The organism is Virgibacillus indicus (genome assembly GCF_002266285.1).
Taxonomy (GTDB): Bacteria; Bacillota; Bacilli; order Bacillales; family Amphibacillaceae; genus Virgibacillus_K; species Virgibacillus_K indicus.
This window is the reverse complement of record NZ_NPMS01000007.1, coordinates 15986-36940: the sequence shown is the minus strand read 5'-3', so window position 1 is coordinate 36940 and position 20955 is coordinate 15986. Positions and strand designations below refer to the sequence as shown.

Below are 20955 nucleotides of genomic sequence, written 5' to 3'. Positions count from 1 at the left end.
TAGAATGTTTTTTAGTGACCGCCTGTTAAAAAGTGAATGATAAAGGCAACACTGATAAAATAAACGATCCAGTGAATCTCTTTGAATCTTCCAGTCATCATTTTCAATGCTGTATAACTGATGAAACCAAAAGCCAAACCAGTAGCAATACTGTAGGTTAATGGCATCATAACAATTGTCAGGAACACGGGAATGACATTTGTATAATCATCAAACTTGATATTTGCAATTTCTGTCAGCATTAGTGCACCAACAATAACCAGAATTGGAGCAGTTGCTACACTCGGTATAAAACCGACAAGAGGTGCAAACAATAGTGAAAATAAAAATAGTATTCCAACAGTCAATGCTGTTAAACCAGTTCTGCCCCCTTCAGAAATACCGGTAGCATTTTCAACATACGCATTAAGAGCTGTACTTCCTAATGCTGCACTTGCCATCGTACCGGCAGAATCGGCCTGAAGAGCTTTGTCGAGATCCTGTATATTACCATCTTTATCTGTAAGCCCTGCTTTTTTTGTTAACCCTATTAATGTAGCTAAATTATCAAACAATTCAACAATTGTAAAGGAGAAAATTACGGCAATAACCCCGTAACCAATCGCCCCCATAAGATCCATCTGCAGGAATGTTGCAGAGATGCTTGGAAGGTTGAAGGAAATAATATCGTTAACCCCTCCAGGAACCGATGCTACACCAGCAATCATCGCGATAATCGTTGTAATGGCAATTGTAATCAGGAGACCGCCTTTTATTTGTTTTGCCATGAAAAAACCAGCGATTATAATCCCAATTACTGCGATCATTGGACCAGCCTTCGTAATATCTCCTAATCCAACAACCGTCGATTCATTTGAAACAATTAAACCAGCATTTTGAAATCCAATAAACGCTATGAATAATCCAATACCTACACCAATTGCTGATTTTAACGGAGTTGGCACACCCTCTACAATTTTCCTCCGAACTCCGGTTACAGTCAGAATAAAGAAGACCAGACCGGAAATAAACACAGCACCAAGAGCAGTTTGCCAGGTTAATCCCTCACCTATAACTACAGTATACGTAAAGAATGCATTCAGACCCATACCTGGTGCAATAGCAACAGGATAATTCACCCATAACGCAAACAAAAGTGTACAAAATACACTTGCATAAATTGTTGCAGCGAAAGCGGCTTCATGCGGTATGCCGGCATCAGCTAAAATCATTGGGTTAACAATGATTATATAACTCATTGCCAAAAACGATGTTAAACCAGCAATAAGTTCCGTTTTCACATTTGTTCCACGTTCCGATAATTTAAATACTTTTTCCAATACAGAATTTGGATTTGGCGGTATGGTGCTTTTATTCTGGAATACTTCATCAGGCTGTTTTGACATTTGATTTTCCTCCTTTTTAAGCTAATTAATTTGCAGAATTACGTCTAACATTTAAAGCTGCAATACCACGGTACTTTCGCCTTGCTATCTCCTCCTTTATTTGAATTTGTTAAGAGTTCTACAACTGATGTAAGCGCTTTACATAAATTTAAGGAAAACTCCTATTCAAGCAGAATAAGCCACAGCAAACCCTAAAATACAGAGTAATTACTGCGGATCAATTCTTTTCCGTTAAACAGAAAGTTATGATACCGATTCATTATGATAGGAACAAAAGCGTATAAACACTTTTGTTCCGTTCGTTTTACAGAATTTATTTATCACCTTAAATGTAAATGCTTTATTAATGCTTGTCAAGTCTAAATTTTCAAAATATAAAGCATATAGACCTGAATCCAAAGCACTACCATTGTTAGATTCTTGTACCTATTCTATTCGCAGTCTTAGCCATTTATTCTGTCTAATTATATGGAAATGGAATGCAAACTTTCGTTATCATTTACGTTATGAACTGGTTCAATAAACACATCCATAATTCCACCACAGATACCACCATCTTCATACATTAAACCTTCCGTTAAATCAACCTGATGCTGGGACGGAACACCCGACTTTATAACAGAAAAGGACTTTTCAATTACCTCTCCTTCGCCACATCCGCCACCAATTGTTCCATAAATCTCACCATTTGGAAAAACAATCATTTTCGCACCAGTATTTCTTGGTGTTGATCCTTTCGTCCGGATAATTGTTGCAACGGCAGCCTTGCTCCTCTGCTCGCGAACAGACATTACTCTTTTATAGAAATCAATGTTGTTCATTTTTTGGATCTCTCCCGGAATTTTAGTTTTGAATAACTTGAAATCTTCTCCTTTAGAGAATTTCCGCTTGAGGAATTTTTTATTTTTAAAATTTCAGCTAGAATACTGATCGCGATTTCAGTGGGTGTTTGTGCACCAATGTCCAATCCCACAGGTGAATGTATATTTACAAAATTATGATCTGCAAATTTATTTTTCAGTTGTTCGAAAACCCCTGCTATTCTTCTCCTGCTGCCTATCATTCCAATATACTTGGTACGCTCCTCAACATCCATGCTTTCTTCCCGTCTTAATAATTCCTGCAGACTGACAACATCAAATTTATGTCCCCTTGTTAATAATAATATATATGTTTTTGGTGTGATGGGCACATTTCGGAAAAAGTCAATATAGGAAGAACAGACAACTTCATCCGCAAAGGGAAATCGTTCATCATTAGCGAATTTCAGACGGTCGTCAATTACAGTTACGTAAAAACCGAGCATTTTACCAATCTCTGCAACAGGTTCTGAAACATGTCCAGCCCCAGCCACAATAAGATGTGATGGAACTGGAAATACCTCCACATAACATTCAATCAATTTTCCATTAAGCTGAATTTGAACTGTTTTTGTTTTATTTTGCCTTAATAATGGCAAACAGTATTTTATTATTTCAGAATGCAGCTCCAGGGGAAATTCACTTTCATCGTAAAGCGTTCCGTTCTTTTGCAGAAGGAACTTTGAGCCGACAACAGATACATCTGGATGATCAGTAATTGTAATAAGTGCAGCATCCTGATGTTTGCTTACAGATTCTGAAAGCTGTTCATACAAGCGGTGACTCATCAATTCGCATCACCTCGATACAAGAGTTTGTTTTTTAGTTTCTTGAATTGCCTTATAAATACGTTCCGGTGTTGCCGGGAGATGATTGATTCTTGCACCTGTGGCATCATGAATTGCGGCCATGATTGCCGGGATGATTGGAATCATGACAACCTCAGCAATCCCTTTTGCTCCAAAGGGTCCAGATTTTTCATTGGACTCCACTGGTATTGTTTCAATAATAGGGGTTTCTCTAATTGTTGGTATAATATAGTCGGTAAAATTCTTTGTTTTATGATAGCCCTCTTCTATAAGAATATCTTCATAAAGGGTATAGCCTATTCCCATCACGGCACCGCCTTCACTTTGCCCTTCAAGTCCCTGTGGGTTTAGGACTTTCCCGACATCCGGGATTGCAACAACATGAAGAACATCGGTTTCACCAGTTAATGTATCTACCTCCACCATTACTACATGAGTCATATACCCATACAAATGGTGAGGAGCACCACCGGAGTTTTTAAGCTCCTTTTTCTCCCTGGGCAAATAAAAATGTCCCTCTACTCGCATTGATCGATGCTGTTCATATAGTTTTTCATAAATTTGCTTATAGTTAACAGACTGACTTTCATCACCTGCGACAATAAGTTTATTATCTGCAAGTTCAATCTCAGATTTCGATACATTTAAAATTTCTGCTGCAGCCTCTGTTAACAGGGTGATCATATTTGGAGCGGCAGTTGCGATTGCCCGCCCGCCGGTGTAGGTTGATCTTGATGCTGAAATTGTTCCACTGTCAAGCGTTTCCTTTGTATCCCCTTGGATAACTGCGATATTATCAACTTCGCATCTTAGGCATTCAGCTGCAACCTGTGCGTAAACTGTACCATTTCCTGTACCTATTTCTTCAATAGCCACACCAACTTTAAACCTTCCATCCTTCAGCAGTTCTATCGTCGCTGCACCGTAATCAGGTGTCCCAATTCCCATGCCAACACCATGAAATGAAGTAGCCGCAGCAACTCCTCGTTTCTTCCATGGTTCACTCACTTGAGATTTATAAAGCTCTCTATTCACCCATAAGTCGCATTCTTCAGCTTCCATCAGTGTTTCAATTGTTCCAACGCTTGAACTGACAACATGACCCAAACTTGATCTATCTCCCTGAAGATAGGCATTTTTCTTTCTTATTTCAATAGGATCAAGGCCCGTTTTCTCTGCAAGCATATCAATATGTGTTTCGATGCCAACACATACCTGGTTTACACCAAAACCTCGAAATGCACCAGCAATTCCATTATTTGTATAGACACAAAACCCTTCCATATCAACATTGGGAATCTTATACGGGCCTGATGCATGTTCAATTGCCAGTGCAGTAACAGCACCACCCAGCGATGCATACGCTCCCGTATCTGCAACTGCACGTACTTTATTGGCAATAAGCGTACCATCTTTTTTCGCACCCGTTTTTACGGTTACTTTGAAAGGATGCCGTTTTATACCAGCAATAACAGACTCCTCACGACTTAAGTGGATTTTAACTGGTCTGCCGTCAGTATTCTGAGCTAAGAGAGCAAGGTAGATTTGTACAGTAATTTCATCTTTACCACCAAAGCCGCCGCCATTTGGGCTTGAGTAAACATGAATGCGCTCAGGGTTTAACGCAAGCGCTCTGGCAATTTGCAATTTATCCCTATGACCATACTGGGCAGGGCATTGAATTGTGAGGGAGCCGTCCTCTTCCAGCTTGCCCCACCCGCCTTCCGTTTCAATAAATGCATGCATCTGACGGGGGGAGTAAAATGTGTTTTCAAAAATAAAATCTGCCTCTTCAAATCCTTTATCAATATCGCCATTTACGATTGTCACATGACTGTGAATATTTCCGTCCGGGTGCAGCTGGGGCGCTCCCTGGATCATGGCTGCTTCCGCATCCGTAACAGGTTCAAGAGGCTCGTAATCTACCTCAATCAGATTAATTGCTTCTTCAGCTGCTTCCAGTGATTCTGCTGCAACAAGTGCAACTGCATCACCCGTACATCTGACAACATCTTCACATAAGACAGGCTGATCAGGTGTAACAATTCCGAATCCATTGAATCCTGGAATGTCTTTATGGGTTAAAACACAAACAGCGTCTGGATGTGCTTCAGCTTTTGATGTATCAATTCCTTTGATTTTAGCAAATGGATACCTTGCCCTTAGCACCTTCCCCCAGACCATGTTCGGATAGTTGAAGTCTGTCTTGTATTTCTGCTCACCAGTCACTTTTGCGGGGCCATCAATTCTTTTAACTGATTTACCAACCCATTTAAGCTGCTGCTGATTCTCTAGTTTCTGGACGTCCTTTACCTCTTTACTCATCTGGCATCCCACCTATTCATTAAACGGTATAAACCACGTTCTAATAAAGCACTTGCCATGCTTCGTCTATACTTGGCACTTGCTCTGACGTCAGAAATTGGCATAACCTCTTTCCAGGCAGCACCTGCAATATCTTGAATTGCCGTATCGTCCAATGGTCCAAGTGCAAGCATTTTTTCACATTTTTTTGATCGGATAATGGTAGGACCAACAGAGCCAAATGCTATTTTTCCCTCAAGACATTCACGAGGATTACTGCCCATTCTCAGAGTGATTGCCACATTGACAATTGAAATGGACTGGGCTTTTCTCGGGCCCAGCTTTTCAAAGATCCCTATTTCATTTTCCGATTGGGGCTGAATGATAATATTTGTTATCATTTCATTTTGTTTTTGAACCGTTTTTCCTGGACCAGTAAAAAATTCATTGATTGGGATAGTTCTTTTTTCATTAAATGAGCTAAGTTCAATTTGTGCATCCAATACAAATAGAGCAGGGATTGTATCTCCCGCCGGCGAGGCTGTACCGATATTTCCTCCAACTGTACCCATATTTTGCAATTGAATTGCCCCAACCTCCATAGAAGCTCCTACTAATACGTCTGCTTTTTTCTGAAGCAGTTCTGATTTTACAATATCTGTATGTGTTGTTAATGGTCCAATATGAATCCCTTCTTTTTCTTCTCGGATATAACGCAGCTCGGTCAGGTTTTTAATATTAATCCAGATATCAGGAATCCTTTTTCCATCTTTCATTTGAACAATAGCATCCGTCCCTCCTGCGAGTAATCGGAATGTTTTATCATGATCACGAAGCATATATAAACACTTGTCGACAGATGACGGTGAAACCAAATCAATTTCTGAAACTCTCATTATAAACCCCCTTGCATCCTATTATTATAATCATCAGGTTTGTTGAAATTTAATAAGATTGAAGGATCATCTACGGTCAAGTAAGTAATTTGTCCATCGTTTTTCCCAAGAATATTCCGCAGCCCCATTGTTTTTTCTTTTACATCTGACAAATCCTTTTTTAAGCTTCCATGAAATAAAACCGGGTGTCCGCGTTTACCCTTATAGACCGGGATAACCCCTCTTGTTTCTGTTAATTTTAAGCAGTTTGTCATATCCTTAAGTGTACTGCTTGATACTGGCTGATCTACTGCACTAACAAAAATGGCTTCCGCATCATCATTAACGCTGGCTGCTCCTTTACGGATAGATGAGCTTTTCCCTTGCTCGTAATGCTCATTGAATACTGTTTTAACATTGTAATGTTCAATAACTTCGTAAATTCGTTTGGCCTGATATCCAAGTACAACAATAATTTCATTTATTTCTGCTTTTTGCATTTGTTCAATTTGATACTGAATCAGCGGAATTCCTTGCCATGGAAGCAATGCTTTTAATCGGCCCATTCGGCTGGAGAAGCCTGCTGCCAGCACTATTACCGAAATACCATTATAAATCAACTGGGCGCCTTCTCAGCTTGTTGTATTTGGGCAGCTGTTTGTACTGCTTTAATAATTTTCGTATAGCCTGTACACCGGCAAAGGTTGCCACCAAGCGCCGTTTTGACTTCATCATCTGTCGGAATATAATCAATGCTGTTTAAAAATGATCTGGCAGTTACGATGAACCCCGGTGTGCAATAGCCGCACTGAGTTGCACCTTCATCAGAAAAAGCCTGTTGAACAACATCCATTTTTGTTGTCAGCCCAATGCCTTCCACTGTGGTTATGCTTACATTTTCCGTCTGACCAGCAAGGACCAGGCAAGAGCACACAGAATCACCACCCAATAGTATTGTACAAGATCCACATTCACCTTTTCCGCAGCATTCTTTACTGCCAGTTAAGTCTAATTGATCGCGAAGAACATCCAGCAAAGTCTTCGTTGGCGGGCATGTAACTGAAACCTCCTCGCCATTTACTTTAAAATGAAATGTTTTCAAATGACCGACCTCCATCCTTTTAGTTATGTAGATACAATTTATAATTGAATTTAGGTTTTCAGAAAAGAATCATGAGCAGTATCAAAGGAGATATTTTGAATAAAAAAATAGCTGCAAAAAGGAGCTTTCCCCATAAGGAAAGCGCCTTTTCGTAGCTAAGGTTTACGGTTCCCTGTAGAGACCCCCATACCGATTTCTGGGGTTATACGAAAATGGCAGATTTACATATATAGAAGTACATAAGCTTTGCAGTGAATGCTGATTAATTTCTTTAGATTATATTTCAAGTGTAGTTTTTTGTCAATATTAAATATTCTAAAATATTAAAATAATATCCCCGAAAAATTAAACTTTCATTATTGAAGGAATACGTTTTAATAGCCTGTTAATCGATTTATCTGCTTCATGCAGGACGATGTCTTTGTCTATTGTTTTGACATTGCCTTTTTCCATAACAACCTTGCCGTTAATTATTGTTGTGTCAACATCGGCTCTTGTTGCAGAATAGACAATTCTCGAAATCGGGTCAACATCGTGTGATGGATACGTATGAAATTTGAATAAGTCCAATATAGCTATATCTGCTTTTTTTCCTGGTTCAATGCTTCCGATGTCGTCCTCCATCCCAACAGCCTTTGCTCCTCCTATCGTTGCCATACGAAACACAGTTCTTGCATCCATAGCTGTTGGTCCATGTTTCGGCTTTTGGATCAGTGAGGCCAGTCTCATTTCATTAAACATATCAAGATTGTTGTTGCATGGTGCTCCATCCGCTCCCAAACTGATATTTGCATCTATAGCCAGCATATCAGGTATATCTGCAATACCGGAGGCTAACTTCAAATTTGAGCCAGGACAATGACTCATTTTTATACCACGGTCTTTGATGATACCCTTCTCCTCATCATCCAGCCAAACACAATGTGCCAATATCAGGTTTTCATTTGCAAGGCCAATTTTATCGAGATAAACAACATTTCTCATTCCCCTTTGCATCTCAACAATCTTTATTTCACCTTGATTCTCCGAAGCATGGGTATGTACTTTTACATTGTAATGGTTTGATAAATCACGTACAGAAGTTAACAGTTCTTCCGTGCATGAAACGACAAACCTTGGGCAAAAAGCATACTGTATTCGGCCATTGTCATACTGATGCCATTTTTCAAGGAGGTCTACACTTTGCTGAATTGATTTATTTGTATCTTCTATAAGCAAGTCTGGAACATCATCACCCATATCCATCATTACTTTTCCGGAAAGGGAGCGAATTCCACTTTCAGCCATCGCCTGAAAAGCAGAATCAGCATGGTTAACGGTTTCCATATCAACAATGGTAGTTGTTCCGCTTTGAATTAATTCCCCAAGACCCAGCATTGCTGAGTAATAGCTCGATTCTTCATCATGAGATGCCTCAAGCGGCCAGATTTTTTTCTGCAGCCAGTCCATTAATTCAAGATCATCAGCTTGTCCGCGAAATAATGTTTGGCAAAGATGTATATGTGTCTGGATAAAACCAGGGATAATCGTTTTATTTTTTGCATCAATAACCTGATCGGCCCTGTAACCTAAATCTCCACCTACCTGTTTAATTCTGTCATCTTCTATATATAAGTCTCCATAAACAATTTCTTCTTGGAAATTCATCGTAATTATCTGCGCATTCTTTATTAATATACTCCTCATGCAATTCCCCCATTTATTATATATTGCATTATTTTCGGATTTGCAAAAGCAATTCTAATTTCGGACAATTTCTGTAAAATCTATTATTCTTTCATCATATCAAGTGCTAATTCTTTGTAAAAATCGATGGAACGCAGGTAAGCATTAACATCTACAAACTCATTCGGCTGATGTGCAAGTTTCTCATCTCCGGGACCATAAATCAGCGTAGGAATCCTGCTATCGGGATTTAATACAGCACCATCTGTATAATAGGAGACTCCATGAACTGAATTCTGCTCTTTGATACGTAATGCCGAAGCAATTACAGGGCTGGTCTTTTCTGTTAAAATTGATGGCCGATCCAATAATTTATTTATATGAAAATCAGGAGATTCTTCAGTTGAAAATAATTCCTGGAGATTTTGTTTTATTTCAGAAATTAAGTCTTCGTGTTCTTGTGGTGGTATCGAACGAATGTCAATATGCATGCTGCAGCGGTCTGGGATTACATTTGTTTGTACTCCACCATTTAACTTTGTAATAGCTAAACTGCTTTCCCCAAGTGGAATGCTGGAAATTTTCCATTTGGATTTGAGTGATTCTGCCATATCCATGACATTACGCATCCACTCTACTGCATTAATTCCATTGGCTGGCATAGCCCCATGTGCTGTCTTTCCAGTTGTAATAATTTCAAGCCATAAAGCACCTTTATGACCAACCACAACTTTTTCGTTTGTCGGCTCTCCAATTACTAATGCCTCAACATCATCTAAACTCTCTTCCTTTAAATACTGACGGGCACCACAGCTATCCACTTCTTCTCCCGCAGTTGCCAGAAAAATAATATCTTTCGGCAGCTTTTTTCCTTCTTTGAATAATGATTCAACTGCAAGAAACATGGCACAAAGGCCGCTTTTCATATCGGATGTTCCACGACCATACATCCTGCCTTCCTCAATTTCTCCAGAAAATGGAGAATGATTCCATGGCTGTTCGCCGGGAAGGACTGTATCCATATGCCCACAAAATAGAAGCCTTCCTTTACCCTCGCCTTTTAGATGAATCTTGAAATTACTTCTATTTGATTCAAATTGGGAGATATCATAAGGAATACCTGCACTTTCACTTCTTTCAGCTAATAGTTTGGCAGCCTTATGTTCATTTCCGGGTGGATTAGAACTATCAACTCTTATCATTTCCTGCAGAAAGCGGACAGCATCCATTTAGTTTGCCTCCATAATCTGCATTTTCAGTGAAGACACTTTCCATCCATTAACAGGTGCCATATCTTGGGAACAAGTTGAGCACGCAATTACCACTTCTTCCAACGCTTTCAGCCGAACGTAATCACCCGGCTTGGATAATGGCTCATTAATCTCGTAATCTCCCACTTCATTCAATACATTATTCATAAATAAGTTAATCGGATCTGGAACTGGTTCATTGCCAAGTCCGTAATCTTTCAAAGCACTTTTCAGATTGTCGTGACAGTTTGGATGTTCTTCCATATCATAATCTACTTTGTAACGATAGTAGTCACATGCCGGAAAAAAGAAATCATGTTTCCCAACTGTATCTCCAACAAAACTCATCAGTGGACGGCGCTTATTGCTATACAGCCCATCACCAATTTTTAGCCGAATACTGCTGAGGGATGCTCTCATGTGGACAGGTGATACAAATTCTTTTGGATCATTCCTGTTGAAACATACAAAATCACCCACCTGCTTACCATCAACATCAATAATAATCAATTCTTCTCCAGGTTTTAACAAAGCACTTCGGCCCTCATATGGTGGTATTAATATTTCGTCCCTGATTTTTTGCTGTGAAGAAACCATGTTTCACACACTCCTCCCTTAGTTACTTAATCAATAAATACAGCGACAGCCCTTATAGGAGAGCCTGTTCCTTTTCTTATTTTTAAAGGCAGCCCAAAATAAAGAAATCGTTTGCCAGCAATTTCATTTAAATTTGCCAGATTTTCTGTATTTGACATGCCATATTCCCTGCAGACAAGATGACCAGAGAATTTGGGATCCTTCGGGTTATCAATTGCGGGTGCATCTATACCGATATTGACAACACCTTTCTCAGCAAGCCATTTTGCTCCATCGTAATCAAGCCCCGTATAGCGGGTCAGCCACTCATCGGTTCCATATTTCCGATTATAATGGCCGGTATAAAGCAAGACAATATCACCCTTTTCCAGCACCTGCTGCGACCTTCGCAATGCTTTTTCTAATTCACCTGGTGTTATGTAGTCATCTGGAGAAATATGTGAAAGATCAAGACAAACCGCCGGGCCATAGAAATACTCCAGTGGCATTTCATCAATATATTTGCCATTTGGGTCGAATTCATAAGTTGCATCAGTATGTGTCGGTCCATGCTCATTAATTAACAGGTTATTTGTAGCAAATTCGAAACCAACTTTCTCCCTGCTTTCTTCGTGGGTAAGATTTGGAAAAATTAATGTTGGCTGATGCAACGGAAAAACTGGCATTCCCTGATATATTTCCTGTGTAAGATCAACTAATCTGACAGCCATAATAAACCTCCTTATTCTACAACAGGGGAAAGGATTTCGAATTTGTCAACATCGATTAACCCCATATCCGTGATTTTCCATTCAGGACTTGTAACAAGTGACCAGAAGGAGAGGTGCATAAATGGAACATGAATTGCACATCCCAGTTCATCCTTTGCCAGTCTTGTCAATTCAGCAATCTTTTCACTTACCTCTCTGCCACTAAGCTCATCTGTAATTAACCCACCTACCCTTAGCGGCAGATCACCGACTACTTTACCGTCCTTGATCATTGCAATACCGCCATCCATGGAAATTACCCTATTAACAGCAGTTACCATATCTTCATAATTCGTTCCTGTAACAATAATATTATGTGTGTCATGTGCAACACTTTCAGCAATAGCACCACTTTGCATTTTAAATCCATTCAGGAAGGCTTTTCCAATATTTCCTGTTCTTCCATGTCTTTCAACTACCAGGAGTGGCAAAACATCCTGTTTGAGGCACGGCTGAACGACTCCTCCTGCTACATTCATATTGAATTCCTTGGCACCAGTCAGGTTTTGATCCGGAATTGCAACAATGGAGCGTACTCGAGCACGACTGCCGCTTGCATTTATATGAAGATCTTCCGCTTTAACTGGAGATTTCTTAACTGATTTTTTGACAGTTTCCGGATACGTATATGAACCTAGATTAATAGTGAGTTCACCTTTCTCTGCAGCCAAACTTCCGCTGAGATACACTTGATCGATTGTCATATCATTCAAATCATCAATCACAGCAATATTTGCCCGCTTTCCAGGTGCCAATATTCCAACATCTTTAAACCCAAAATGTGTGGCAGGATTAATCGTTGCCATCTGGATTGCTTCTACCGGGTCTACCCCTTGAGCAATTGTGCGTTTGACAATATCGTTCATATGGCCATCTTTCAGCAGATCCTCGGGGACCATATCATCAGATACAAGAATTGCCCGTCTTGAATCCATTCCTTCTTCCGTTACTGCTCGAATACACTCAGCCATATTTCTTTGGGAAGAGCCCTCGCGCATGAATACACTAATTCCATAGCGAAGTTTCTCAATCATCTCCTCTTTAGTTGTTGTTTCATGGCAGGAGACATGTGTTCCTCCACTTATAATATGCGCAGCCAATTCCTTGGCAAATAGACCTGGGGCATTGCCTTCTACTGTTTTTCCAATGCTGTCAGCATAAGAAACCGCTGCTACTAGATCATCAATCAATTCAGGAGCATTTTCATAGACTGGATGAATATTACTGAAACTTTGAATCTCACCAATTCCCTGAACATATGGATCGTTCAGCAGTTCTGCCATATGTTTCGAATTGACTTCAAATCCAGCTGTCTCTAACCCTGGGGCATCAGGGACAGCACATGGAACTGTAAAATAAATCTGGTTTGGCAATGTTTTTGCCTCTTTAATCATTTCCTGCATGCCATGAACACCGAGAACATTTCCGATTTCATGCGGGTCACCAATTAATGTCGTTGTCCCTGTTGGAATTGACAAACGGGAAAATTCTGTACATGTCAACATTGCACTCTCAAAATGCATATGTGAATCAATGAATCCTGGTGAAATAAACTTATTCTTCACATTAACCACTTTTGTTCGGTCGCCAATCAATTCACTGGCATCACCAACCATTAAAATATATTCACCTTTAATTGCTACATCAGCTTCATAAATTTCCCTTGTTACCGTGTTGATTATATAGCCCTCCTTTAGTACAAGGTCGGCAAATTGATTGGAATCCAGCAACACGTCAATAAGTTTTCTCCACTGAATCGCTTTTTTGATGTTTTCAGCCTGCATAACTCCATTGTCACTCCTTAAATTTCTCGCATTCTAAATTGTCAATTATACCCACAATTGCAGCATCTACAGGGGATTCTTTATTTCTGACTGCCCGTGAAGCCATACTCCCTCTGACAAAGATCACTCTTTCACCAATACCTGCTCCGACTGTATCAACTGTAATGATTGGCAAAGAGTTCAGAGGAGTACCATCCATGCCGATAGATTGTGTGATCAGCAGCTTAGTACCTACCAGATTTTCATCTTTTCTCGTTGCTGTAACTCTCCCAACCACGACTCCCATTTCCATACAATCATCTCCCTTTGTTCTCACCAATCTCGATTTGAAATTCGCGAGCGGTATCTCGTGCCAGCGGAGTAATAATTGATTTCTGGTTCAATTCAATATATTTTTTTCCAGCTTTGGCCTGATTTTTAATAATATCTGCAGTTATAACATGATTCGACTCATTTTGAATAGAAGCCAGGAAATGATCTAGAATTTTATTCTCGTTTTCTACTAATTGAATTCCAAACCCTCGAATTTGCTGCAATCGTTTTTTCATTTCATGTTTTAAAATTGCAGTTCCATGATTCAATTCGGATTTCTGCCAGATTGAATGATAAGGATCCGCACCAGCAGGGTATGCACTGACTTTCTTTCCCCTCATCAGCGCCCACAGCAATATGCTGATAGCCGGACGTGCATCATTAAAATTCAATAGATCTGACACAGTCGAAAAAGGCAAAATTGGAATATAAAAATGATCAATATGCTCTTTTTGAAGCTCAGCATCTTTAATGGTAATCCAATCATCAATTCCAACTTGTTCAGCAAGTTCGGTTACATAATAATGATCAAGGATTTGATCATCAGCACATATACGTACCCTTACATTATTCTCATGCAAATCCTTTAACACTTTCAAACCTTTGTCCATCCCATTCATATGATAAAAAAGAAGAACAAGCACTGTTTTTCTATGTGCCTTTGCAATTCCTTTGCTGTTTCTGTAAAATAATTCCCGCAAAGTTGAATGTACTACTGTACTTTGCCGGTTAGTGTGCACGTTTACTCACCCTTAGACAATAATGCACGTTCAATTTCACTATGCGGTCTAGGAATGACATGAACACTTATAAGCTCTCCCACCCGGCTTGCTGCATCGGCACCTGCATCAGTGGCTGCTTTAACTGCACCAACATCACCACGGACCATAACTGTTACAAGTCCAAAACCTACTTTTTCATATCCGCATATCTCTACATTTGCTGCCTTAACCATTGCATCAGCTGCTTCTATCGCCCCAACAAGTCCTTTTGTTTCTACTAATCCTAAAGCTTCACCCATTTATAAACCCTCCTATTGTTAAAATTATGTTTAAGCTTTTTTGTCATCTGAATTATTCTTGCTTTGTTTTTTTGAAGACGAAGTCGTTTTGGTTACATTTGAATCTGCTTCGCTGGATTCCTTCTTTATTTCAGCAGGCTTTTCCTTTTTAGCTTTTCTTACTGCCTTTTTCTTAATTGGTTTTGACTCTTCCGGTAACGAAAACTTACTTAAAAGCTTCTCATTGACGTCAGAATGTGCTCGTGCAATTACCTCTGTTGAAATTATTTCACCTATCTTTTCGGCTTGTTTTTTCCCCGCTTCCACTGCAGAAGTAACAGCAGCAACATCCCCAGTCAGCTGTATCGTTACACCAACATAACCATTCACTCCGATTACTTTTTCCAGTCCGATAATTTCCACATTGGCTGCTTTAACTGCTGCATCAGCCGCTGAAACCGCAGTTGTATAACCTACTGTCTCTATAAGCCCTAGCGCTATCACTCCATTCACCCTCCTCTTTCAACTAAATCATCGTGTCAGAACTTACCAACCGTGCCGCTTCCTTTTTCAACTCGGTAATGAGCTTGGAAATGATATGATAATTTCCTTTTAATAATAAATAATTGCTGTTTATTTCATAACTGAAATCACTTGTTTCAAAATTCTTCAGCAGCAAATCCATTAATACAATATTTGTGTAATAAGATATACCCTCCAGAAATGCAATGCCATCAATGGAAGAGCTGATATTCATTTGACTTGATAGCCATGGACTCGGAGAAACAGCTGTATACGTCTCGTATTGTTTGAAGGAACGCCGATTTAATTTCTGGTAAATGTCATTCATGATTTTACCCAATCTGTCGACATTATCATCATATAATTCCGCGGTAAAAGGTGTTCCCGCTTCTTTACTCCAGGATAAATGGAATTTAACTCCCTGGTTATTGCGAATCACCTCATTGATGATCAAAAGATAACTTGGCAAACATTCCGGCATTTTCACAACACCGACAGATGCACTATTGAGTGGACGATGGAAACTCCCCATAAGCTCTTTTGGCAGTTTGGGGAAAAACCAAACACAGCCGCCATTTTTGGTATTTCCTATAATTCTTGATTTTATTGCCTGATGATGTCTCTCTTGAGAATGTGTATGATTTTTTTTCGGAACATTTCCCTGTACAAGCGATATCGAATGCAATGATGAAATTGACTCTTCATTGAACTGCTTTGGAAGCTTTGATGCATTGCTTTTTTTGTCATCTGTTCTCAAACTATTCGGAGAGGTTTGGTAACTTTTCCCAGTATAGGAAAGTCTCTCATCTTTTTTTAAGCGTTGATAGTTTGGACGTTTAATGTGTTTGAGATTTGAATCTGTTTCCGGATTTTTGGTACTATTTTCAACCTTTTTGGATATAACTGTTTTATTTCCCTGTAAAATTTCCTGAACAACTTGTTTCATGACATCCGCCAATAATCACACCTCCTTTTAAAGTATTTTTTTCAACTCTGAATGAGGTCTTGGTATGACATTAAATGAAATAAGTTCACCACCGGTACGCTCAGGGGCAAGCCGCCCGACCTCTATTGCAGCACTTACATCAGCAACATCACCTTCAATGATTACAGTTATTAACCCGGAGCCAACCTTTTTCAAATCAACTAAGTGGATGTTTGCCGCCTTTGCCATGGAATCCAACGCTTCTACAGCTGCTGTGAGCCCCCTTGTTTCAATTAAACCTATTGCACTCATTCTGTCTCTCTCCCATCTTGTTCTATTTGTCTACAGATAATCCTTTAAATTGATATTCTGAATCGGGACAGAAGTTCTCTTAAATAATTCTTTTTCAGACAATGGATAGGTGGCATCTATCCCCATTTTGGCCGATACACCTCTTAAATTGTGAGATGATTCCAAAGGAGAACCCATTGCACCCGGGACGATAAATATATCCTGATCAGCCTGGCATCTTGTAGCAATTGCCCATTCAACATCTTCTGAATCGAAAATATCAACATCATCATCAACTACCACTACATGCTTTAAATCTTTATCACTGGCAAATGCAGCCATCGCCGCCTGTTTAGCATCACCCTCGGATTTTTTTTCGATTTGAATTACTGCATGGAATCGTGCTGCTGCAGCCATTGTAATGTGAACTGCCTTTACATTTTCAACCACCTGTCTTACTGTACTGAACAATGTCATTTCACGGACAAGGCCCATCGGCAGTTTTTCTTCAGAACTTGATGGAAAAATAGTTTGTGAAATTGGATTGTCCCGGTAGGTAATTGCTGACATTTCAACAATTGGCTGTGGCATATTTCCTCCGTAGTAACCTCCAAGCTCTCCAAAAAGACCCTCGGAATCTCTGACATTCGGAAGTATTTTCCCTTCCAAAACAATTTCTGCTTCTGCCAGCACCTCAATATCAACGGTCTTGCACTGAACGACATCAAGGGCTTGTCCAAGAAGCGCGCCAGCCACATTTAATTTATCTGCATGATATAAATGTGTGCTGAATTGCGAGGCAAGCACAACAGCTGGAACAACTCCAAACATGACGGCAACTTCCATCGGCTCTCCTTTTTGTTCAAGGTAGGCATACTGTCTTGCAAGCTCAGGTGAAGTAATAACAATATTCGTCCTATTTCCGCCAATGAACTTCATTCTCCGAATAGACGTATATCTTTTCTTTCCTTCCAAATCCTTAACAACCAAAATCCCTGAGACGTAGTAAGGGCCACAATCTTCTGCATGAAACGTTGGAATAGGAAAGAAGTCATCAAGATCAAATGGTCCCATTACAACATTTTCATGTACAGGTGCAGTTGGCACCATATTTGTCGGGATCGGGTTGATAATCGAATCAATCATTTTCGGTATTAATTCAGATTCAGCCGCACCAATACTTTCTGCCATCAACTTTCGGCTTCCTCCAAGACCAGCAGCCATGGGGACTGTATAACCTTTTACATTTTCGAATAAAAATGGTTGTTCACCTTTCATTGACTTTACGACTGCGCCTAGTTCATACTCAGCATTCACTTCTTTTTTTATCCGGTAAAGAAGCTCGCGCATTTCCCAATCAGCTATTAATTCTCTCATCGAAAGAGGGTTCATTGTTTCTCACCCCATCTTTCCATTAGTTCATGTTCAATTCCAAGTTCATCAAGTATACGAGCAACCATAAAGTTGACAAGTTCCCATATTTCCGTCGGCTGATGATAAAAGCCGGGACTTGCAGGCAAAATCGAAACACCTGATTCAGCTAATGTTGTCATATTTTTTAAATGAATTAAGTTAAATGGTGCTTCTCTTGGTACAATGACAAAATTTCGCCTTTCTTTCATAACAACACTGGCAGCACGGCTTAGAAGGTTATCACCCACTCCATTTGCGATCGCACCTAGTGAATTCATGGAGCATGGTACAATTACCATTCCATCAGTCTTAAAAGAACCACTGGCAACAGAAGCAAACAGGTTTTGATTATTATGGACAATCGCAAATTCCTTTAAATCCTTGATTTTCACGCCGCATTCAAATTGCATAACCTTTACTCCCATTTCGGTAGCAATTAAATGGGTTTCAATTCCCATTTGGTGAAGCGCGCGGATCAGTGTATATCCATATATTGATCCGCTTGCTCCAGTAATGCCGACGATGATCCTCATCTTACGGCCCATTTTAAAACTGCCTTAAACCGTTTGCCGGTTTTGGGAGAATTTTTTCTTCGCGCCTTCTTTATATTCATCTGTTGTCATAATCTCGCCGAACAAATCCATGTCCCTGAGTCCGGAGCGGTGCATATCATCATCCTTAGAAGCTGTCGCATCTGATAAAGCAATGACATTATAGCCGTGGTATAACGCATCTGATGCTGTACTTCTTACACATACATTTGTCCATACTCCTGTAAGAACAACCGTATCAATCTGTTCCTCTCTTAAGAAAAGATCAAAATCGGTAAAGCTAAAAGCACTATGACGGCGTTTCTGAACAACATAATCCCCTTTATCTTCTTCTGGTTCAAGTTCTGGAATAAATTGTGAGCCCCATGTGCCTTTAATCGCATGTACCGGTCTTACCCTAAAGTCTGCATCATTTTTTCGATGTGCCTCCTGAACATGTATAACCTGTATGTCATTCTCATGGCAAAAATCAATTGCTTCTCTAATTTTCGGGACAATTGTTTCCCCGTTCTCACATCTGAGAGCAGCCTTTTCACCGATAAAGTCATTAAGCATGTCGATAATAACAAGTGCATGTTTTTTTCCTTTTAATACTGCCATGTACTTTTCATCCTCTCTTAATTATTAATTAAAGCTTTCTCTCTTCTCGGCTGAGATTCAGCCTCTTTCGCATTCTCTTCATAAACTTCATATTTGAGTGTACGATCAAGTCTTTGGATACTTTGCCGCTTTACGTATTCACCGTAGCCTGATTTGCCAACAATTCCTCCATTATCTTCATCGTAGACAACCTTTCCGCGGACAATCGTCTGGATTGGCTTTCCTTTTAATTCCATGCCATGCAGCGGATTGTATTTTGCCATGGATTCTGTTTTTTGTTCGTCAATCGTATATTCACGATCAAGATCTATAACAGTGAAATCAGCATCACTTCCAAGCTCCATAGAACCTTTTTTCGGATAAATCCCATAATGAATAGCCGCATTCCTGCTTGTTACCTCAACAAACCGGGAAAGTGACAAACGTCCTTTATTTAATCCTTCACTGACAAGAATTGGAACCATTGTTTCGACTCCAGGAATTCCAGGAAAACTATTCCAAATATCAGAATCGGGTGCGTCTTTTTCTGTTTCAATTTCATATGGCGCATGATCTGTCCCGACAAAGTCAATCGTTCCATCCGCCAAACCTTGCCAATGGACAATATTATCTTCTTTTTCACGAAGCGGTGGAGCGATTTTTGCAAAGGTTCCGCGCTCTGTCATTGAATCCTGGGCATTAAGTACAAGATAGTGCGGGCATGTTTCTGCCGTAACTTTGACCCCCCGTTTTTTTGCTTCCCTGACAAGTTCAACCCCTTCTTTGGTAGTCATATGAACCACATGAACTCTCGCACCTGTGGCTTCCGCAAAACTTATAATCAGCTGAATAGCTACTTTTTCCGCAAGAGGCATCCTCGCTTCTGCCCATGCAGGACCATCCATACGTCCCTCTTTTTTCATTTTTTCTGTATAGAACGTACAAATCTCATAGTTTTCTGCATGTACTCCAATTGGCATACCTGTTGGAGCAATCTTACTGAATATCTCCAGCATTTCCGCATCTGTTACTTTAGGGAATGTTGGTACAGATGGTGTCATATACACCTTAAAGGCTACTACTCCTTCTTCTATTTGCGGATAAATATTATCCAGCAATCCTTCACGCACATCTTCACCTGTCATGCCTCCCCAGAAACAATAATCAATATAAGCCTGATCTCTTAACGGCTCAATTTTTTTATGAAAACTTTCTTTATCTCTGACAGATGGTTTGCTGCAGCATGGCATATCAATATGTGTTGTAATTCCACCGGCAGCTGCTGATCTGGTACCGGTTGTAAATGTTTCGCGATGTGTAAAACCTGGATCCATGAAGTGAGTGTGGGGATCGATACAACCTGGTACTACGAGATTTCCTTTAATATCAATGATTTCATCAGCGGCCAGACCATTAACAGCATTTGTAAAACCAACTATCTCTCCATTATCTATTAATATATTTGTTTCGACTTTTCTATCTCCCTGAGGAATTACTGCGTTTTTTAAGATTAAATCCATTAAATTCTCTCCTTTTTTAATATCAAATAATTGCTTTAATACTTCATTTTGATATAGCTTGTATTCTATCTATATTCATGTTCATGTTTTATTATTTGTCTTTTTCACTCCCCCCTTATCGACAAATAACTGTATAAAAAAACCGCAGACTTAAAATAATTCCTATATAGAACAGGAAATATTTTAAGTCTGCGGTTCAAATAACCTCCGTTTAACAGAGCTTTATGTAACCGCTTCAAAAACAGCCAAGAACATAAACGGCCTGCGTTACAGTTCCGGAGCGTTAAAGAAGTTATTGTTTTTTCACTATAATCTACTAACTATATTAATAAAATTTCTTATAAAAGTCAATATATATTCCGAAAATTTATATTAATTAAAAATATTAAAAAAGCTGATAACGCATGTTCTGATTCTATAAATCAGGAAGGCTGCCATCAAAACTCAGACACCCTTCCTCCA

22 protein-coding genes and 1 riboswitch are annotated in these 20955 nt (G+C 39.6%); all 22 genes read right to left on the bottom strand.

What is annotated here, in order from left to right; genetic code table 11:
• Window positions 1-11: 11 nt before the first annotated feature.
• A complete protein-coding gene (locus tag CIL03_RS14060) occupies window positions 12-1385 on the bottom strand; it encodes an NCS2 family permease (protein WP_094886513.1) in 1374 nt (457 codons plus the stop codon).
• Between the two features lie 464 nt (window positions 1386-1849).
• The gene (locus CIL03_RS14055) at window positions 1850-2206 is read right to left on the bottom strand and encodes an XdhC family protein (protein ID WP_094886512.1); all 357 of its coding nucleotides are present in this window, start codon (window positions 2204-2206) and stop codon (window positions 1850-1852) included.
• A complete protein-coding gene (locus CIL03_RS14050; RefSeq protein ID WP_094886511.1) occupies window positions 2203-3033 on the bottom strand; it encodes an XdhC family protein in 831 nt (276 codons plus the stop codon). The genes CIL03_RS14055 and CIL03_RS14050 overlap by 4 nt, the downstream gene beginning before the upstream one ends.
• Window positions 3034-3042: 9 nt before the next feature.
• Window positions 3043-5379, bottom strand: coding sequence for a xanthine dehydrogenase family protein molybdopterin-binding subunit (locus tag CIL03_RS14045; RefSeq protein ID WP_094886510.1), 2337 nt, complete (start codon window positions 5377-5379; stop codon window positions 3043-3045).
• Window positions 5376-6254 (bottom strand): FAD binding domain-containing protein, encoded by an 879-nt coding sequence (locus CIL03_RS14040; protein ID WP_094886509.1) that lies wholly within the window; start codon window positions 6252-6254, stop codon window positions 5376-5378. The genes CIL03_RS14045 and CIL03_RS14040 overlap by 4 nt, the downstream gene beginning before the upstream one ends.
• On the bottom strand, window positions 6254-6853 hold the full coding sequence (locus CIL03_RS14035) for a nucleotidyltransferase family protein (RefSeq protein ID WP_094886508.1): 600 nt from the start codon (window positions 6851-6853) through the stop codon (window positions 6254-6256). Before CIL03_RS14035 ends, CIL03_RS14040 begins: the two co-directional genes overlap by 1 nt.
• Window positions 6850-7335 carry a (2Fe-2S)-binding protein gene (locus tag CIL03_RS14030; protein WP_094886507.1) on the bottom strand — a complete coding sequence of 162 codons (486 nt, stop codon included), beginning with the start codon at window positions 7333-7335 and terminating at the stop codon, window positions 6850-6852. The genes CIL03_RS14035 and CIL03_RS14030 overlap by 4 nt, the downstream gene beginning before the upstream one ends.
• 132 nt (window positions 7336-7467) lie before the next feature.
• Window positions 7468-7565: riboswitch (purine riboswitch) on the bottom strand.
• A gap of 115 nt (window positions 7566-7680) precedes the next feature.
• The gene (locus CIL03_RS14025; RefSeq protein ID WP_094886506.1) at window positions 7681-9021 is read right to left on the bottom strand and encodes a 5'-deoxyadenosine deaminase; all 1341 of its coding nucleotides are present in this window, start codon (window positions 9019-9021) and stop codon (window positions 7681-7683) included.
• A gap of 83 nt (window positions 9022-9104) precedes the next feature.
• Window positions 9105-10229, bottom strand: a complete 1125-nt coding sequence (locus tag CIL03_RS14020; RefSeq protein ID WP_094886505.1) for a M20 family metallopeptidase — start codon at window positions 10227-10229, stop codon at window positions 9105-9107.
• Complete coding sequence (locus tag CIL03_RS14015) at window positions 10230-10847, bottom strand: DUF1989 domain-containing protein (protein ID WP_094886504.1); 618 nt, start codon at window positions 10845-10847, stop codon at window positions 10230-10232. It abuts the gene before it with no gap.
• Window positions 10848-10873: 26 nt separating this feature from the next.
• Window positions 10874-11557, bottom strand: a complete 684-nt coding sequence (locus CIL03_RS14010) for a cyclase family protein (protein WP_094886503.1) — start codon at window positions 11555-11557, stop codon at window positions 10874-10876.
• Window positions 11558-11568: 11 nt separating this feature from the next.
• Window positions 11569-13380, bottom strand: coding sequence for an adenine deaminase (gene ade / locus CIL03_RS14005; RefSeq protein WP_094886502.1), 1812 nt, complete (start codon window positions 13378-13380; stop codon window positions 11569-11571).
• A gap of 10 nt (window positions 13381-13390) precedes the next feature.
• A complete protein-coding gene (locus CIL03_RS14000) occupies window positions 13391-13672 on the bottom strand; it encodes a EutN/CcmL family microcompartment protein (protein WP_094886501.1) in 282 nt (93 codons plus the stop codon).
• Window positions 13673-13676: 4 nt separating this feature from the next.
• On the bottom strand, window positions 13677-14432 hold the full coding sequence (locus CIL03_RS13995; protein WP_094886500.1) for a hypothetical protein: 756 nt from the start codon (window positions 14430-14432) through the stop codon (window positions 13677-13679).
• 2 nt (window positions 14433-14434) lie between these two features.
• Window positions 14435-14713, bottom strand: a complete 279-nt coding sequence (locus tag CIL03_RS13990) for a BMC domain-containing protein (protein ID WP_094886499.1) — start codon at window positions 14711-14713, stop codon at window positions 14435-14437.
• Window positions 14714-14743: 30 nt separating this feature from the next.
• Window positions 14744-15196, bottom strand: a complete 453-nt coding sequence (locus CIL03_RS20275; RefSeq protein WP_094886498.1) for a BMC domain-containing protein — start codon at window positions 15194-15196, stop codon at window positions 14744-14746.
• Between the two features lie 22 nt (window positions 15197-15218).
• Window positions 15219-16172 carry a hypothetical protein gene (locus CIL03_RS13980; protein ID WP_094886497.1) on the bottom strand — a complete coding sequence of 318 codons (954 nt, stop codon included), beginning with the start codon at window positions 16170-16172 and terminating at the stop codon, window positions 15219-15221.
• 15 nt (window positions 16173-16187) lie between these two features.
• Entirely contained in the window at window positions 16188-16451 is a 264-nt protein-coding gene (locus CIL03_RS13975; RefSeq protein WP_094886496.1) for a BMC domain-containing protein, read from the bottom strand.
• A gap of 30 nt (window positions 16452-16481) precedes the next feature.
• The gene (locus CIL03_RS13970; RefSeq protein ID WP_094886495.1) at window positions 16482-17822 is read right to left on the bottom strand and encodes a UbiD family decarboxylase; all 1341 of its coding nucleotides are present in this window, start codon (window positions 17820-17822) and stop codon (window positions 16482-16484) included.
• The gene (locus CIL03_RS13965; protein ID WP_240508088.1) at window positions 17819-18388 is read right to left on the bottom strand and encodes a UbiX family flavin prenyltransferase; all 570 of its coding nucleotides are present in this window, start codon (window positions 18386-18388) and stop codon (window positions 17819-17821) included. The genes CIL03_RS13970 and CIL03_RS13965 overlap by 4 nt, the downstream gene beginning before the upstream one ends.
• A 12-nt stretch (window positions 18389-18400) precedes the next feature.
• Window positions 18401-18994, bottom strand: a complete 594-nt coding sequence (locus tag CIL03_RS13960; protein WP_094886494.1) for a cysteine hydrolase family protein — start codon at window positions 18992-18994, stop codon at window positions 18401-18403.
• Between the two features lie 17 nt (window positions 18995-19011).
• On the bottom strand, window positions 19012-20493 hold the full coding sequence (gene allB, locus CIL03_RS13955) for an allantoinase AllB (RefSeq protein ID WP_094886493.1): 1482 nt from the start codon (window positions 20491-20493) through the stop codon (window positions 19012-19014).
• Window positions 20494-20955: the final 462 nt, after the last annotated feature.